Source organism: Desulfurispora sp. (assembly GCF_052744395.1).
On the sequence record NZ_JBRAJI010000024.1, the window covers coordinates 24,436 to 40,138 of the forward strand.

General features: G+C 59.4%; 13 protein-coding genes. 7 read left to right on the forward strand and 6 right to left on the reverse strand.

Annotated elements, in window-relative coordinates:
- Window positions 1–88 precede the first annotated feature (88 nt).
- Window positions 89–763, forward strand: a complete 675-nt coding sequence (locus ACUVTU_RS07915) for a TVP38/TMEM64 family protein (RefSeq protein ID WP_445889423.1) — start codon at window positions 89–91, stop codon at window positions 761–763.
- 9 nt (window positions 764–772) lie between these two features.
- Here the strand turns inward: ACUVTU_RS07915 and ACUVTU_RS07920 are convergent, their stop codons facing one another.
- The 3 genes from ACUVTU_RS07920 to ACUVTU_RS07930 form a co-directional block, all read right to left on the reverse strand.
- Complete coding sequence (locus ACUVTU_RS07920) at window positions 773–1,354, reverse strand: DedA family protein (RefSeq protein ID WP_445889435.1); 582 nt, start codon at window positions 1,352–1,354, stop codon at window positions 773–775.
- Between the two features lie 114 nt (window positions 1,355–1,468).
- Window positions 1,469–2,947 (reverse strand): hypothetical protein, encoded by a 1,479-nt coding sequence (locus ACUVTU_RS07925; protein WP_445889424.1) that lies wholly within the window; start codon window positions 2,945–2,947, stop codon window positions 1,469–1,471.
- A gap of 44 nt (window positions 2,948–2,991) precedes the next feature.
- A complete protein-coding gene (locus ACUVTU_RS07930) occupies window positions 2,992–4,464 on the reverse strand; it encodes a S41 family peptidase (protein ID WP_445889425.1) in 1,473 nt (490 codons plus the stop codon).
- Between the two features lie 200 nt (window positions 4,465–4,664).
- On the opposite strand from ACUVTU_RS07930, the gene polA reads away from it, so the two are divergent.
- The 6 genes from polA to ACUVTU_RS07960 all read left to right on the forward strand — a co-directional run bounded on the left by polA (window position 4,665) and on the right by ACUVTU_RS07960 (window position 11,422).
- Window positions 4,665–7,370: a DNA polymerase I gene (polA, locus tag ACUVTU_RS07935; protein WP_445889426.1), complete on the forward strand. Its 2,706-nt coding sequence runs from the start codon at window positions 4,665–4,667 to the stop codon at window positions 7,368–7,370.
- Between the two features lie 4 nt (window positions 7,371–7,374).
- Window positions 7,375–8,208: a bifunctional DNA-formamidopyrimidine glycosylase/DNA-(apurinic or apyrimidinic site) lyase gene (gene mutM, locus ACUVTU_RS07940; RefSeq protein ID WP_445889427.1), complete on the forward strand. Its 834-nt coding sequence runs from the start codon at window positions 7,375–7,377 to the stop codon at window positions 8,206–8,208.
- A gap of 70 nt (window positions 8,209–8,278) precedes the next feature.
- On the forward strand, window positions 8,279–8,962 hold the full coding sequence (gene ytaF / locus ACUVTU_RS07945) for a sporulation membrane protein YtaF (RefSeq protein WP_445889428.1): 684 nt from the start codon (window positions 8,279–8,281) through the stop codon (window positions 8,960–8,962).
- A gap of 35 nt (window positions 8,963–8,997) precedes the next feature.
- Window positions 8,998–9,627: a dephospho-CoA kinase gene (coaE, locus tag ACUVTU_RS07950; RefSeq protein WP_445889429.1), complete on the forward strand. Its 630-nt coding sequence runs from the start codon at window positions 8,998–9,000 to the stop codon at window positions 9,625–9,627.
- A complete protein-coding gene (locus ACUVTU_RS07955; protein ID WP_445889430.1) occupies window positions 9,624–10,205 on the forward strand; it encodes a lytic transglycosylase domain-containing protein in 582 nt (193 codons plus the stop codon). The genes coaE and ACUVTU_RS07955 overlap by 4 nt, the downstream gene beginning before the upstream one ends.
- Before the next feature lie 122 nt (window positions 10,206–10,327).
- Window positions 10,328–11,422: a Ger(x)C family spore germination protein gene (locus ACUVTU_RS07960; protein WP_445889431.1), complete on the forward strand. Its 1,095-nt coding sequence runs from the start codon at window positions 10,328–10,330 to the stop codon at window positions 11,420–11,422.
- A gap of 3 nt (window positions 11,423–11,425) precedes the next feature.
- On the opposite strand, the gene ACUVTU_RS07965 is transcribed toward ACUVTU_RS07960, so the two are convergent.
- From ACUVTU_RS07965 to acs, 3 genes are all read right to left on the reverse strand, one after another.
- Window positions 11,426–12,208, reverse strand: coding sequence for a phosphate ABC transporter substrate-binding protein (locus ACUVTU_RS07965; protein ID WP_445889432.1), 783 nt, complete (start codon window positions 12,206–12,208; stop codon window positions 11,426–11,428).
- Window positions 12,209–12,368: 160 nt separating this feature from the next.
- Window positions 12,369–13,421, reverse strand: coding sequence for a phosphotransacetylase family protein (locus ACUVTU_RS07970; RefSeq protein WP_445889433.1), 1,053 nt, complete (start codon window positions 13,419–13,421; stop codon window positions 12,369–12,371).
- A gap of 25 nt (window positions 13,422–13,446) precedes the next feature.
- Entirely contained in the window at window positions 13,447–15,555 is a 2,109-nt protein-coding gene (gene acs, locus ACUVTU_RS07975; protein WP_445889434.1) for an acetate--CoA ligase alpha subunit, read from the reverse strand.
- Window positions 15,556–15,703: the final 148 nt, after the last annotated feature.

Below are 15,703 nucleotides of genomic sequence, written 5' to 3' on the forward strand. Positions count from 1 at the left end.
TTGCTTGTCCGACAGTGTCATCTTTTGTTATTATTATATGTGTGCCGGCAGGGCGGGTACAACATATGCACGAAGTAGGAGGCTGGAAATGCGCAAGTCCGGATTAATTATACTGGTTACTATCGCCATAGCAGCAATGCTTCTGGCCGGGATACAGGCCGGATACATCCCGCCCGCCCATCATTTAACGGGCATATACCATAAAAGCGCTTTCCGGGATAGCCGGGAACTGGCCGAATACCTGCGTTCATTCGGCACACGGGCGGTTGCTGTCAGCATCCTGGTCATGGTGGTTCAGACCATGTTTACGCCCATCCCCCTTTTCCTGGTGGCCGGAGCCAATGGTTATATTTTTGGCCTGGTCTGGGGTAGTCTGGTCACCCTGGCCGGAGCCATGCTGGGTTCCACCATTGCTTTTTACCTGGCCCGTTTTCTGGCCCGCAACTATATCACCAGCCGCCTGGGCCGGTACATGAACAATGTGCAGGCGATGAACCAGGCCGGGCCGCGCGTGGTATTCCTGGCCCGCCTGGTACCATTCATCCCCTCCAGCGTCATCAGCTATGCCGCAGGCTTGAGCAGAATGAGCTTCGCCGGTTTTTTCTTGGCCAGCATCCTGGGCAAATTGCCCGAAATAATCGTCTACACCGCCCTGGGACACAGCCTGGACCGGGCCGAAAGCCTGCTCAGCAAACTAACTGTCGGATTATTGATCATCTCGGTAGTGATTTTCTCCTGGTACAGGAAAAAAAAGGCGGGCTAATCCCCGCCCTCAAGAGCGGCGCCGCTTCCACCACCAGCCCAGGACAACCGCCAGCAACAAAGCCACCACCAGCACATCAGCCCGGTGAAACCAGGGCTTTAAGTCGGTCCAGTGCTCGCCCAGCTTTACTCCCAGGTATACCAGCAGCACGGACCAGGGCAGAGAGCCCAGGAAAGTGTAGATCACAAACCGCCAGAAATTCATTCCGGAAATGCCGGCGGGCAGCGAAATAAATGTTCTGACCACCGGCATGAGCCGGGTTACAAAAACCGTGATTTCTCCGTAGCGCAAAAACCAGCTTTCCGCCAGGCGAAAGTTTTTCTCACTGACCCCCAGATACCGGCCGTAACGCAGTAAAAAGGGCCGCCCACCCCACCAGCCCAGAGCATAGGACAGCGCCGAACCAACCGTACCCCCCACTGTTCCGGCCAGGACAGCCCCCCAGAAACTCAGATCCCCGCGGGAAACCAGATACCCGCCAAAGGGCAGGATGATCTCGCTGGGCAGGGGAATGTTGGCACTCTCAATAGCCATACCGATGGCAATTCCCCAGTACCCCAGCGAAGCGATAAAAGCGGTAACTTTAACCATCAGCACGCCCAGCAAATAATCCACGAAAGACAAATGCCCACCCCCGGAAAAAAACATGGTCGCCCGAAAATAATCCCCCGCATTTTTTAAAAGATAGTGCCGCGGGGGGTGAAATCATTTCTTGAATTGATCGCTGCTGCTGTCCAGTTTCATGACCCGCCAGATATGACGGTAACTGCCCGATATGGCCGAAGCACTCACCCCAAACTGCCTGGCCAGAGCCTGCTGGGGTATAAAATGCTGGTACAGACGGTGCACCGTATAAACCAGAGCGGCTGCCCAAAGCTGCTGCTTGCGCACCCGCAGGGTGGTTTTTTTGCAGAATTCGTACCAGAGCTGCACAGCCGCCTGGATCTGCCGGGCGGAAAAGCCCTGCTCGTGCAAAGCCGCTGCCGCCTGCCGGGCTACCGCCGCATGGGCGGAAGCCGTCCATTTCAGCTCATCCCACCGCACCAGATCGCCGTCAAACAGCGCCGCCGTGCTTTCCAGCGGCAGACCCGACCCGAAAAGGTTGTGCACCCGGGCCAACCTCTTTTCCGGCAGGAGTCCCAGTTTGCGCCGCACCTTGTTGATGTCGTAATGCGGTTCCCCGCGCCGGGCGCGGATTTTTTCGATTTTTTCCAGTTCGCGGAGCAGCTCCTCCACCTGGGCCCGGCCGGCTGCTGACTGCACCGCCTGAAGGGGCGACTTGCCCTCCAGGGCCGGGATAACCTGATGTATCCACTGCTCATAGAAATCATCCAGAAAAGAGTCGGTGATGCGCTGGGCAATATGGGCCGACAGGCGATCCATCACCTGGTGGGCCTGTTCGGGATACTCAAAGGGATCGAGATCCAGATCGCTCTGCAGCGCAGGAGACAGGTTCAGGGTGCCCAGTTCCAGCACCATGGCATTGATCGCGTGCGCCCGGTCGCGCAGAAAAGCATTCCAGTCCCTGCTGCTATCCGGGCCGAGCTTGCGGCAGAAGGCCCGGAAATCACTCTTGAGGCGCTTGAGCAGCGCCGCTTTGTACAACCCGGGCAGAGCCAGCCCGCCGGTGGAAAATTCATATTCTTCTCCCACTTTGAGCACGCGAATATATAATATTATTCCCGGCTCCACACCGCCAGCCACTGTGGCATCCCAAACCCGGCAGCAGGTCTGGTCCAGAATGTTGCGCAGCTCCACCCACCGGCCTTTCTCCAGGTCCACCACCTCATAAAAAGTAGTACGGGCATGCACCCAGTCGGCCAGCAGCTGGCGTTCCAGAGCATCCAGCTCGCAGGTTTGCCGAAACTCCTCAATAACTGTACGACCACCGGACAGGGTGTAATCGAAGATATACCATTCGAAACAGCGCTCCATGGTGAAATCGTCTTCCTGATCCGCAATTTCCGGCGGAATCAGGTCAAAATACAGCTCCTGGGCCTGGCTGGCCTCCCGGGCATATAGCTGGCTGTCGGCAAACTCGCCCAGCCGGCGGCGCAGCAGCTGACCGGCCCGGCGCCATCTCACCCGGGTCAAAGAAACCACTTTCTGGTTTAAACCGCAGCAACTGTCCAACGGACGACCGCTGCCGCAGGGGCACATCCTGCCCGAACGCGCCTTGCGCAACCCTGACACCCCTCCCTGCACAACCAAAAACCAAAGAAATTCCCCTACCGGACAATCTGCACGCTGTCTTTGTCTGTGCGCACATTCAGCCCCATTTGTTTCAGCACTTCCACGGGCAACCAGCTGCTGCCGCCCTGCATTACCACCGGCGCCGCCAGCCGGACCTCCCGGCCGGCCATCCGGGCCGCCGTCTGACCGGACTTAAAGGAAAAACTTGTAGTACCGCTCTGCACGGCTATGGTCTGTTCCTGCTGGTTCCACTTAACATTATAGCCGGTGGCTTCCAAAACAAACCGCAGCGGCAGGTATAGGTGTCCGTCTTTTTTATAGGGCACCAGCTGGCCCAACTTGACTTGCTCGCCATTTAAAACCGCCACATTTTGCCCCGCCCGCAGAGTTAAAGTGTACTTGCCTCCGGCCAGGATGGCCCGGGCCACCGGCAGCTGCAGTTGCGGCGTTTCCACATTGATATCGGGTGTAAGACCCCGGCCGTGAATGGACCGGCCAGCGGGGGTAAAATAACGCTGGGTGGTCAGTTTGAGAGCTCCCCCGCCGTCCAGGGGAATTACACTTTGCACCACTCCTTTGCCGTAAGTGCTGGTTCCCAGCAACCTGGCCACCCCGTGGTCCTGCAGGGCACCGGCCAGAACCTCGGATGAACTGGCTGTAGAGCCGTTCACCAGCACAATAATCTGGCAGTTCTGTAACAGCGGCCTACCCGTTGTGGTGTGCTCCTCTCTTTCCTGCTGGGAATCCTCGGTGGTGACCACCAGCTTGTCGGGCGGCAGGAACAGGCTGGCAATATCCACCGCCGCCCGCAGATAACCACCGGGATCATTGCGCAAATCCAGGATGAACTTGTTGTTCTCCTGGGCCAGCAGGCCCAGAATGATTTTGCGCAACTCCTTCGCCGTACTCTGACCGAAGCTGCTCACCTTAATATAGGCTATGCCGCCGCCCAGACTTTTACCTTCCACCGTGGGCACATTTACCGGCTGCCGGGTCAGGCGGTAGTCCTTATCCACACCGCCCCGCCGCACCGTCAGGGTAACAGTCGTTCCCTCCTGGCCGCGGATCAGCTCCACCACCTGATCCAGCACCAGACCCCGCACATCGCGGCCATCCACTTTGATGATCTGATCGTTCACCTGCAGTTGAGCAGCCTCGGCCGGCGTACCCGGCAGCACTTCCTGTACCCGGGGGTAGCCGGCTGACGCCTGCAGCCTGATCCCCACTCCCACATAGTTGCCATTGATGGATCCGGTGAACTTCTCCAGATCCTCGGGGCTGAGATACTCGGTGTAAGGATCACCCACCGCGTTCAACATGCCTTCTATGGCCCCGGCAGTCAGCTGCTGCCAGTCCGGATGGTCAATATGATATTTCTGAACATAAGTCATTATTTCTTCGATCAAACTGCTGGCCGAAGTGGCGTCCTGTACAGCAGCCCCGGCCGGCAGGGCCAGCATGAGCAGCAATAAAAGTGTAGCCATCAGACTGCCGAATCTCTTGAACAAAAAAACCACCTCATTAAAAATATTAGCGGCCGGGCGGGCCGCCAACCCAGGTTGATTGGTGTAAAGAGTATTCGCCCCGTACGGTCGCTTTTCCTGCCGGCCCAGCCAATTTAAGCTTTTTTTAAGCCGGGGCGGGCAGGTATGACCCGCCGGGACGGTGAAATAATAAAATAGCTGCTGCGAGAAGGAGTAAATGCTGCATGGGTTCTCACCTGCTAATTATCGACGGTAACAGTCTGGCCCACCGGGCCTTCCACGCCATGCCCCACCTGCGTACCAGTACCGGCATTCCCACCGGAGCAGTATTCGGATTCACCAGCATGCTGATTAAACTGATCCGGGAAAAAAAACCCGCTTTTCTGGCGGTTTGTATGGACAAAAGCCGCACCAATTTCCGCCACAGCCGCTATGCCGCCTACAAGGCCAACCGCCGGGAAACGCCGGAGGAGCTGCGCCCGCAGTTTTCCCTGATCAAGGAAGTGCTGGACGCCATGGGCATAGCCATACTGGAGCAGGATAACTATGAGGCCGACGACTTGATTGGGACGCTGGCCCACCTGGCCACCGCCCGGGATATTCCCTGCCTGATCCTCACCGGCGACCGGGACACCCTCCAGCTGGTCTCGCCCCTGGTCAGGGTACTGCTCACCCAAAAGGGCATCACCCGGCTGGAGGAGTATACCGAAGAAACAGTGCTTCAGAAATTTGGCTGCCTCCCCGTCCACCTGCCCGATTACAAGGGGCTGGCCGGCGACAGTTCCGACAATATCCCGGGCGTGCCCGGTATTGGCGACCGAACCGCGGTCAACCTGCTCCGGACTTACGGCAGCCTGGAGGAAATCTTAAACCATCTGGAGGAGCTGCCGCCGCGTCTGGCCAACAAACTGGCCGGGCACGCGGAGGATGCCCGACTCTTCCGGGAGCTGGCCCGCATTGATTGCCGGGTACCGCTGGCTGTCCAGCTGGAGGATCTGAAATGGCCGGGCTGGCAGAGGGATAAGCTGCTGCCCTTATTTCAAAAACTGGAGTTTCGCACTTTAACCAACCAGATCGAAAACCTGACCGCGGACAGCCGGAGCCAGGGCGCCCCCGCCCGGCCGCAGCCGGCGGCCGCAGAGCGCATTTCGGCAGGCCATGCCGGCCCTCCCGGCCACAGCAGGGCGGTTGCCGCCGGGCCCGCCGGTCAGCCCGCCATCCCGCTGGATCAGGACAGCATGGAGCGGGCGGTCACCGCACTTAAACAAGCCGGGGAAATTGCCCTGGCCTACACCGGGGTTAAGGGGGCGGCCGGCCGGCCGGCCCTGGCTCTGGACTCGGGTGCAGACTGTTTCCTGATGGACTTCCCGGCCGGCAATATCCCGGCGGAAAAACTGTCCCGTCTGCTGGCCGACCTGTTTGCGCCCGAAACACCCTATATCTGCCACGATGCCAAGGCTCTGGCCTGGCTGCTGCACCCCTTCCGGGTACAGTTGCCCGACCCGTCTTTTGATACATCCATTGCCGCCTACCTGCTGGAGCCGGGCGGCGCTCCCCGGAGCCTGAACGATCTGGCCGGGCAATACCTGCAGTCCGCTCTGCCCCCGGCCAGTCCGGAAAGCCTGGGCGAACACGCCCGCTGTGTGCGCCGTCTGCGACCGGTGCTGGATACCGCTCTGCACCAAACCGGCATGTCAGAACTTTATTACAGTGTGGAACTGCCGCTGGTGCGCATCCTGGCCGGTATGGAAATGGCCGGCATCGCCGTGGACAAACGACAGCTCCAGCTCATGTCCGGTGAACTGGAGGAAAGGCTGCAGCAGGTCTCCAGCGAAATTTACCGCTTGGCGGGAGAACCGTTCAATATCAACTCGCCCAAACAGCTGGGCCAAATCTTGTTTGAAAAACTGGGCCTGCCCGTGATCAAACGCACCAAGACCGGTTATTCCACCGATGCCGAAGTGCTGGAAGAACTGTCCGCAGTCCATCCGCTGGTAGGACTGGTGCTGCAGCACCGCCAGCTGTCCAAGCTGAAATCGACATACTGCGACGGCCTGGCCACCCTGATTGATCCCGGCAGCGGGCTCATCCACACCACCCTGCACCAGAATGTTACGGCCACCGGACGCCTTTCCAGTTCGGACCCGAATTTGCAAAACATACCCATCCGCCTGCCGGAGGGGCGCCGGATCCGGCGTGTTTTCCGGCCGCCCACCCCGGGGTATGTATTGCTCACCGCGGACTATTCCCAGATCGAGCTGCGCGTGCTGGCCCATCTGTCCGCAGACCCATTGCTCCTGGAGGCTTTCCGGGCCAACCAGGACATCCACACCCGCACCGCCGCCGAAGTTTTCGGCGTGTCACTGGAGCAGGTAACGCCGGAAATGCGCAGCCGGGCCAAGGCCGTAAACTTTGGAATTGTTTACGGCATCAGCGATTACGGTCTGGCCCGCGACCTGAAAATCAGCCGGGGGGAAGCCCGCCGCTACATCGAAAGCTACTTCGCCCGCCATCCGGGGGTCAAAGCATTCATGGAGCAGGCGGTAGCCCTGGCCAGAGAACAGGGTTACGTCACCACACTGCTCCGCCGGCGGCGCTACATTCCCGACGTGCACAGCAGAAATTATGCCCTGCGCAGTGCCGGTGAAAGGGCAGCCATGAACACGCCGGTGCAGGGCAGCGCCGCCGATATCATCAAGCTGGCCATGGTCGGGCTGGACCGGGAACTGAAAAAAGCAGGTTTTAAAGCCCGCCTGCTCCTCCAGGTGCACGACGAACTGATCCTGGAAGCCCCCCCGGAGGAGCTTCCCGCCCTGGGCCCCGTCCTGCGCCGCTGCATGGAACAGGCTTTTCCCCTGAGTGTTCCCCTGCAGGTGGAGATGAAACAGGGACCCAACTGGTACGAGATGGAAAAAATATCGGGAGAATGAAATCATGCCGGAACTGCCTGAAGTGGAAACCATACGCCGTACCTTGAGCCCGCAGATCACCGGGCGCACCGTCCACCGGGTGGAGATCCGGGACGCCAGCGCCATCGGCCATCCCCCGGTGGACGAGTTTGTCTCCCGGTTGACCGGACAGGTCTTCGGGGAACCGGACCGGCGGGGAAAATACCTCCTGCTGCCCCTGGCAGAAGAAATGACCCTGCTGGTTCACCTGCGCATGACCGGTCGATTGCTCTACGGGGAGGCGGACCCGGCCCCGCCCAAACACCGGCGCCTCACCATTCATCTGGACAACGGCCGGACCCTTTTTTTTGACGACCAGCGGCGCTTTGGCCGCCTGTACCTGCTGAAAAGCGGCGAATTGCCCGGCTGGCCGCCTTTACAGAAGCTGGGACCGGAACCGCTGTCCGGCAGTTTCACTGAGCAATACTGGCTGGACTTGCTGACCAAACGAGGACGCTGCCGCATAAAGCCGCTGCTTCTGGACCAGTCCTGTCTGGCCGGGCTGGGCAATATCTACGCCGACGAGGCTCTGCACCGGGCCGGCATTCATCCGGCGGCCTGCGCCGGCACAATTACACCGGAGCAGGCCGCCGCCCTGTACCGGTCCATCCGTCAGGTCTTACAGGAGGGCATCGCTGCGGGAGGTACTACTTTTCGGGACTACCGGGACAGCCAGGGTCAACCGGGCGGTTACGCCGCCCGCCTGAGGGTGTACCGGCGGGAAAACCTGCCCTGCCTCGCCTGCGGTCATCCCGTGCAGCGCCGCCGCATTGCCGGGCGCAGCGCTCACTTCTGTCCCGTCTGCCAGCCGGAAAAATAAGCCACGCACCATGCTCTGCTCCGCTTCATAGTTTAGAGGAGAATACCTGAACCTGGAGGGAGAGCAGAGTATGGAATACTTCACCTTGCTTTTTTTTGCCCTGGCCCTCAATATGGACGCCTTCACCGTGGGTATCGCCTACGGCATGCGCCGCATCAGGCTACCGCTTACCTCCCTGCTGATCATCAGTCTGATGTCGGTGGGCGCTATCAGTATATCCATGCTGGCCGGGCAGCTGGTAACCCGGTTTATCCCCGCCGCTCTGACCCATAAATTGGGCGGCATTATTCTGCTGCTCATTGGTTGCTGGGCCCTGTACCAGTATCACTGTCAAAAGAAAACATGCCCTCATCCGGCCGAACCGCCGGGAAACTGTCCTCGCTCCACCGCTCCCGGCCCGGAAAGCGGTTCGGCACCGGTAAAGCTGCTCCAGATGCGTTTTCTGGGGCTGCTGATCCAGGTGCTCAAAGAACCGCAAATTGCCGACAGGGACCTTTCCGGGGTCATCTCCAGCCGGGAAGCCCTGCTGCTGGGCCTGGCCCTGTCCATGGACGCTTTGACGGCGGGCCTAGCCGTATCCTTGATTGGCTTTCGCCTCGCCCCCACTGCGGTTTGCGTGGGTGCTGGCCACATCCTGCTGACATCCGCCGGAATGATGCTCGGGCGGGGTCTCAGCAGCAGTAGCCTGGGTCGCCAGCTGGCCGCCCTGCCCGGCATCCTGCTGATTCTGCTAGGCATCAGCAAACTGCATTAAAACACTATCCCAAGCAAAGTGAGGCCGCTGATAACATGCTCGTAATCGGTTTGACCGGCAATATTGGCAGTGGCAAAAGCACCGTGGCCGCCATGCTGCAGGAACTGGGCGCCACAGTGCTGGACGCCGATCGGATTGCCCGCCGGGTTGTCCGGCCGGGTACCCCGGCGCTGGCTGAAATTGTCCGCACCTTCGGACCGGATATTTTATCGGACAACGGACAGCTGAACCGGCCGGCTCTGGCCGGGATTGTGTTCAACAATCCCGCCGCCCGCCGGCAGCTGGAAGACATCATTCACCCCCGGGTGCGGGAGTGCATCGAGCAGGCGATCCGGGAACAGCGCCAGGCGGCCGCCCCGCCCCCGGCTCTGGTGATTGAAGTGCCGCTCCTGTTCGAAACCGGCATGCAGCACCTGATGGACGAAATCTGGCTGGTGACGGCGGATGAACCGGCCCGCCTGAAACGCATTAAACAGCGCGACCAAATTGACGAGGCGGCGGCCCGGCAGCGCATGGCGGCCCAGATGCCCCAGGAGCTCAAGATCCCTCTGGCCGACCGCGTTATCGACAACAGCGGAACGCCCCACCATACCCAGCGGCAGGTGGCCGCAGCCTGGCGGGAAGCCCTGGGCCACCGTACAGCCCGGCCCGGTGGCCGTCCATGAAAGGTCGTCCCGCATCCCGGACCCGGGCAAGGGCCCGGCGCTACCTGTGGCTGCTCGTCTTACTGGTTATTTTAATCATCAACCGGGAAGCCGTCGCCCGCCTGCTGTTTCCCATCCCGTACAGCAACCTGATCCAAAAGCACTCCCGGCAGTACGGGGTGGATCCCCTGCTGACCGCCGCCATGATTAAAGTGGAAAGCAACTTTAACCCGCGGGCGGTTTCACCCAAAGGAGCCCGCGGCCTGATGCAGCTCATGCCCGGCACGGCCGCCTGGATTGCCCGGCATATGCCCTGGCCGGGGTACACACCGCAGTGCCTGGAAGAGCCGGACTGCAACATCCGGCTGGGTACCTGGTATGTACATAATCTTTTGCAGGAATTCCAGCACAGCACCCCGCTAATGCTGGCCGCCTACAACGGCGGGCGGGGCAATGTGCGCCTGTGGCTCGACCGGCACTGGGACGGCAGCTGGCAGGACGCCCGGCGCATACCCTTTCCGGAAACCCGCCGTTACGTGTACCGCGTGCTCTGGTACTACCGGCTGTACCAATTTATTTACGGTAGCAGTAACCGATAAACAGCACCCGCCCGGACCGCCGGGGCGGGTGCTGTTACTTGCGGGCCGTCATAAATTGCTCCTGACCAGGAAAATACTACTACCTGTAAGCCAGAATGCATCCCGTGAGGAGGCCGGTGTACATGCTGCGGCGTTCGCTAATTTTCCTGGTCCTGAGCTGCCTGCTCCTGCTCACCGGCTGCTGGGACGGCCTGCGCCTGGAACAGCGCAATATCATCATTTCCCTGGGCATAGATCCCGCGCCGGATGGCCTGTTCCGCTTCACCTTCACCAACCCGGTGCTGGAGGATCCCACCGTGGCCCCGGAAAGGGTGCAGCGCATCAGCACCATCGCCTCATCCATAGGCGAAGCCCTGGACAACCTGAACAAGGTCTCCGACCGGCGGGCTTCGGTGGGCCAGCTGCGCAATCTGCTTTTCAGTGAGGATGTGGTCCGGCAGCAGGGGCTCAAGCTCTTCATCGACGACATGAACGCCAATCCCCTCTTCCCGCCCATCATCAATCTTGTTGTGGTCAAAGGAGACTGCCAGCAGCTCTTAAACAGCCAGTTCAAAGACAAAAGCCGCATTGCATTTTATTTAAGCGGTGTGATCCTCAATGCCACCCAGCGGCACGATGTCCAGAAAAGCGAGCTGATGTACATCAATTCCCGGATCCGGGATCCGCTGGCCGTGGTCATGCTGCCCTATCTCACCTACGGCCGCGAGGAGGTCAAGGTAGCCGGCCAGGCGATCTTCAAGCACAACCGGATGGTCACCACCATCAGTACCTTTCAGAGCGGTCTGTGCCAGACCATCACAGGAAAGGCCCGGGATTTCGTCTTCACCGCCCACCTGGGCCCACAGGACAGCATTACTCTACGAGTGCTGCACAACAAAACCCAGAAAAAATGGCACTGGCAGAATGACCTGCCGGTTTTCGATATCAAAACCCACCTCATTGTGGACATTATCAGCGCCTACAGCAAGCAGCGCATTACCGATGAAGCGGCCCTGCGCCAGATGGAAAGCGAGGTGGTCTCTTTTCTGAGCAAAGAATACCGCCGGCTGACCGTCCTGTCCCAGGAAAGCAACCTGGATGTCTACGGACTGGGCCAGTTGCTCCGCCAGAGCCTGGGCCGGGAAATGGATCCCCGCTGGTGGGAGGAAACCTATCCCCGGGTACGCATTAACATAGAGCCCACCGTACACATCCGCCGGGTGGGGCGTACCGTCTAAAACTCAATCTTGCATGGCGGACCGCATAATGCTTTGGCCCGCCGGGCTGTGAGCAAAGTCCAGGAATTGTTCCACCAGCCGGCCGGGCGCGGGCCGGGTAACATAATATAATGGCCGGCTTAAATGGAGCGGCCGGCCATCCGGACCGGCGATGGACAGCGTCTTGAGCTGCGGACTGTGATAGGTGGAGGCCACATAGCCAATGGCGGCGGGGTCATTGCCCACACTGGCCGCCACCGCCCCGGCCGAGGACATAACCAGGGCCTGCGGGCTGACCGCCTGCCCCTGCATGACCATGGCGCCAAACACCTGGGCAGTGCCCGAACCGGCTTCCCGCACCACCGGATGCACGGGGGCATCCTCTCCCCCCACCTGGTGCCAGTTGCGGATCCGCCCGGCAAAGATCCCCTGCAGCTGGGACAGGGTCAGCTGCTGCACCGGGTTGCGCCGGCTGGTGATCACCTGCAGGCGGTCGTAGCCCAGCAGATGAAAAACCAGATCCTTTTCCTCGCCGGGTACCGGCGGGCGGGAAACAGCAGCAATCTCCACCAGATTACGGGCTACTGCCCGCAGCCCCAGGGTGGAATCCCCCTCCTGCACAAACACCCGCACCCCGGGGTGGCGGAGCTCAAACTCCCGGGCCAGTACTTCCGAAACCGGCCAGACCGAGGTGGAACCGGCGATGCGGATAACCTGACCCCTGCCGCCCGTATCGCCGGCCCGGCAGCCAGCCGCAAACGATATGCAGAAAAGCAGCAAGATGACCCACAATTTACTATATTTCATCCCACCGCGCCTCTCCCGGGAAAAATTTATTACCTTAAATTATAGCGCAAAAACAACCCCGAACAACGCCCAATTTGCTCTGTCCGCAAAATAAAAACGCTGCCGCCATTTGCCGGCGGCAGCATCCTGCTCATAATTTCCCGGGGAACACTCTCTCCATTCAGCTCTTCAGCGCTTCCAGGACAGCCTGCCAATTGCAGTATTCTTCAATGTTCTCCAGGGTAATGCGAATGCCGTTTTTATCCTCGGGGCGGAGGTGCCGGCTGACCCGGTGCATTTTCTCCACCGCGGTGTAGGTGTCGTAGTGCACCAGAATTACCGGCACACCTTTCTCCTCGGCCCGGGCCAGCACCTTGACGTCGGGATAAAGACCACCGGTCAGGATGAGCACCGAAGTGCTGGTCTCCAGCGCCGCCAGCGCCAGATCGGCCCGGTCGCCGCCCAGCACCACCGCCTTGTCGGCCGAACGGCGCAGGTAACGCAGCGCGCTGTCCAGGGTCATGGCCCCGATGACAATATCTTCCACCAGCAGGTGCAACCGGTCCTGCCCCACCAGAATTTCCCCGCCCAGGGCGGCCTGGTACTCGGCCACCGTAGGAGAAGAAATTTCAGCCCGGCGGGGAATCACTCCCGCCACAGGATAGCCCTTTTCCTGCAGCAGGGGTACAAAAATACCCTCAGTCTTGGCCTGCAGCGGCCGGGGTACACCGTTGAAAATGTTGCCGGCAATGGGGATGCCCTTGAGCTGCAGATGCTCGTTATAGAACAGGGCTCGGTCGAAGCTGAAATCGTCTTCCAGCTTGATTACCACCACTGCCGCTGCATTGAAGCGACGGGCAAAGGAAATATCATCCATTTCCCAGCTGCACATCACAAAGGGAAACATGGCCCCGTCAATGATCACCAGGTCGGCATCGGCGGATACCCGCTGGAAGGCAGCTTCAATAGCGGCCAGTTTTTCTTTTCTGCGATTGCCAGAAAGGTAGGAACTGCCCGCGCAGAAAGGCACTATGTCGGCAATGGGCGCCGCCATCTGCAGGGTTTCTTTCAACAACACCGCATCGGCGTCATACTGGTCGGGGGAAAAGCAGGGGGCTCCCACGGGCTTGAAGTAGGCCACTTTGTACCCTTCCGCCTGGAATTTCTGGGCCAGGCCCAGCGCCACCATGGTCTTGCCACTACCCGGTGCACCCATGATATAAAGGTTTTTCATGCTCTATCTCCCACCTTATTAAATTTTAGGATAACGATATAGTAATTTTCACATCCAGAGCGCTCAGGCCGCTGGGATAAGTGAAGACCGGGTTGATGTCCATTTCGGTGATCTCCGGGAAGTCCAGCACCAGCCTGGCCACCCGGGCAATAGCCTCCACCAGGGCCGGGATATCTGAGGGCTGCTCACCCCGGTAGCCCCGCAGCAGAGTGTAGGCCTTGGTTTCCATCAGCATGGCTTCAATCTCCCGGCGGTTTAGCCCCCTGGCCAGCCGGAAGGACACATCCTTGAGCAGGTTAACATAAATACCGCCCAGGCCGCAGCCAATCATGGGACCGAACTGCACATCCCGGGTCATGCCGATGATCAGCTCATTACCCCGGGGCATCATTTTCTGGACTTCAATACCGTAGACCACCGCCTGGGGCATCAGGCGGGTGACATTTTCCATGATTTCTACAAAAGCGCTGCGCACCTGGTCGGCATTCTGCAGGCCCACTTTCACGCCGCCCACATCGGTCTTGTGCAGGATCTTGGGCGAGGCCACCTTCATGACAACAGGATAACCCATTTTTTCCGCTTCTTCAACCGCCTCCTCCGGGCTGGTGGCCAGCACGATGGGAGCGGCCGGTATACCGTAGGCCCGGGCCACATCATAGGCCTCGCTGCCCAGCAGGACCAGGCGGTTGTCTTTAACTACATCATAGAAGATGGCCTTGACCGCCCGCTTGTCCACATCGGGAAATGCCAGTTCATCCCCAGACGGCGGGGTGTCCTTGAACTTGCCGTAATTGACCAGTTCCTTAATGGCGTTGATGCCGGGTTCGGGGAAGGTGAAGCAGGGTATGCCGGCCCGGGCCAGCATCTCCGCGCCTTCCTGCAGGGAGCCACCACCCATATAGGCGGCCAGAAAGGGTTTATCCGGATAGCGATCGCGCATTTCAATCAGCGCCCGGCTGGTTTCCACCGGCTCGGTCACCGCCGTGGGACACATGAGCAGCACCACGCTGTCCGTGTTGGGGTCGGAGCAAACCTTTTCCAGGGCAAAGCGATAGCGATCGGTTTTGGCATCACCCAGCACATCCACCGGGTTGTAAATGCCGGCCTCCGGCGGCAGACCGGCCCGCAGTTCGTCCAGGGTTTCTTTGGTAAAACGGGACATCTGCAGGCCCTTGAGTTCCACGTTGTCCGTAGTAATGATGCCGGGGCCGCCCGAGTTGGTCACAATGGCCACTTTGTCGCCGCGGGGTACAGGACACTGGGAAAAGGCAATGGCCAGATCGAAAAGTTCGGTCATGCTGCGGGCCCGGATCACGCCGCACTGTTTGAAGGCGGTATCGTAGGCCAGGTCGCTGCCGGCCAGCGCACCCGTGTGGGAAGACGCCGCCAGCGCCCCCGCCTGGCTGGTGCCCGATTTCAGGATAATCACGGGCTTTTTGCGGGTGGCCCGGCCCACTACTTCCAGGAAGCGGGCTCCGTCCATTACATCTTCAATATAGCAGAGAATCACGCGGGTATAGGGATCGTCGGCCGCTTCTTCAATAAAGTCAATTTCAGAAAGATCGGCCTTGTTGCCCAGGCTGACCACCTTGGAAAAGCCCAGACCGATGGACCGGCTCCAATCCAGAATAGCGATCATCATGGCGCCGCTCTGGGAATAGAAAGCAATGTCGCCCTTTAAGGGAAAACCTTTGGCAAAAGAAGTGTTGATGGGCACATGGGTATCCATCATGCCGGCACAGTTGGGACCCAGGTTGCGCATGCCGTACTGCCGGCAGATGTTGATCAGCTCTTTTTCCGCTTCCAGGCCTTCCTTGCCCAGCTCTTTAAAGCCCGCTGTAATGGTGACCAGATGTTTGACCCCGTGCTCGCCGCACTCCCGGGCTACCGGCAGCACCATTCTGGCCGGCACGGAAATCACTGCCAGATCCACCTTTTCCGGCAGGGCGGCCAGTGAGGGATAGGCGGCCAGGCCCAGGATCTCCTTATCCCGGGGGTTAATGGGATAAATCCGGCCCGGATAGCCACAATCCAGCATATTGCGCAAAATGGCGTAGCCAATTTTGCCCGGTGTGTTGGAAGCACCGATAATGGCCACCGCACTGGCATCAAAAAAATTTTTTAATTGACTCATCGTCCACCCCTCAACTCATATAATTGTGCTAAAATTGCCAACAATGACACATAAATACCTCAAACCACCGGTTTTCTTGTATACATTATAAATTAATCATAATTTAAGTAAAACCTAAATTACCAAAATAGTACTATTAAAAATAAAT

Bases quoted from the DNA above. Each gene is read 5' to 3' on its own strand.
- ACUVTU_RS07920 (WP_445889435.1), bottom strand. From the start codon at position 1,354: ATGGTTAAAGTTACCGCTTTTATCGCTTCGCTGGGGTACTGGGGAATT.
- polA (WP_445889426.1), top strand. From the start codon at position 4,665: ATGGGTTCTCACCTGCTAATTATCGACGGTAACAGTCTGGCCCACCGG.
- ACUVTU_RS07960 (WP_445889431.1), top strand. From the start codon at position 10,328: ATGCTGCGGCGTTCGCTAATTTTCCTGGTCCTGAGCTGCCTGCTCCTG.
- ACUVTU_RS07955 (WP_445889430.1), top strand. From the start codon at position 9,624: ATGAAAGGTCGTCCCGCATCCCGGACCCGGGCAAGGGCCCGGCGCTAC.
- ACUVTU_RS07915 (WP_445889423.1), top strand. From the start codon at position 89: ATGCGCAAGTCCGGATTAATTATACTGGTTACTATCGCCATAGCAGCA.
- coaE (WP_445889429.1), top strand. From the start codon at position 8,998: ATGCTCGTAATCGGTTTGACCGGCAATATTGGCAGTGGCAAAAGCACC.
- ytaF (WP_445889428.1), top strand. From the start codon at position 8,279: ATGGAATACTTCACCTTGCTTTTTTTTGCCCTGGCCCTCAATATGGAC.
- acs (WP_445889434.1), bottom strand. From the start codon at position 15,555: ATGAGTCAATTAAAAAATTTTTTTGATGCCAGTGCGGTGGCCATTATC.
- ACUVTU_RS07970 (WP_445889433.1), bottom strand. From the start codon at position 13,421: ATGAAAAACCTTTATATCATGGGTGCACCGGGTAGTGGCAAGACCATG.
- mutM (WP_445889427.1), top strand. From the start codon at position 7,375: ATGCCGGAACTGCCTGAAGTGGAAACCATACGCCGTACCTTGAGCCCG.
- ACUVTU_RS07965 (WP_445889432.1), bottom strand. From the start codon at position 12,208: ATGAAATATAGTAAATTGTGGGTCATCTTGCTGCTTTTCTGCATATCG.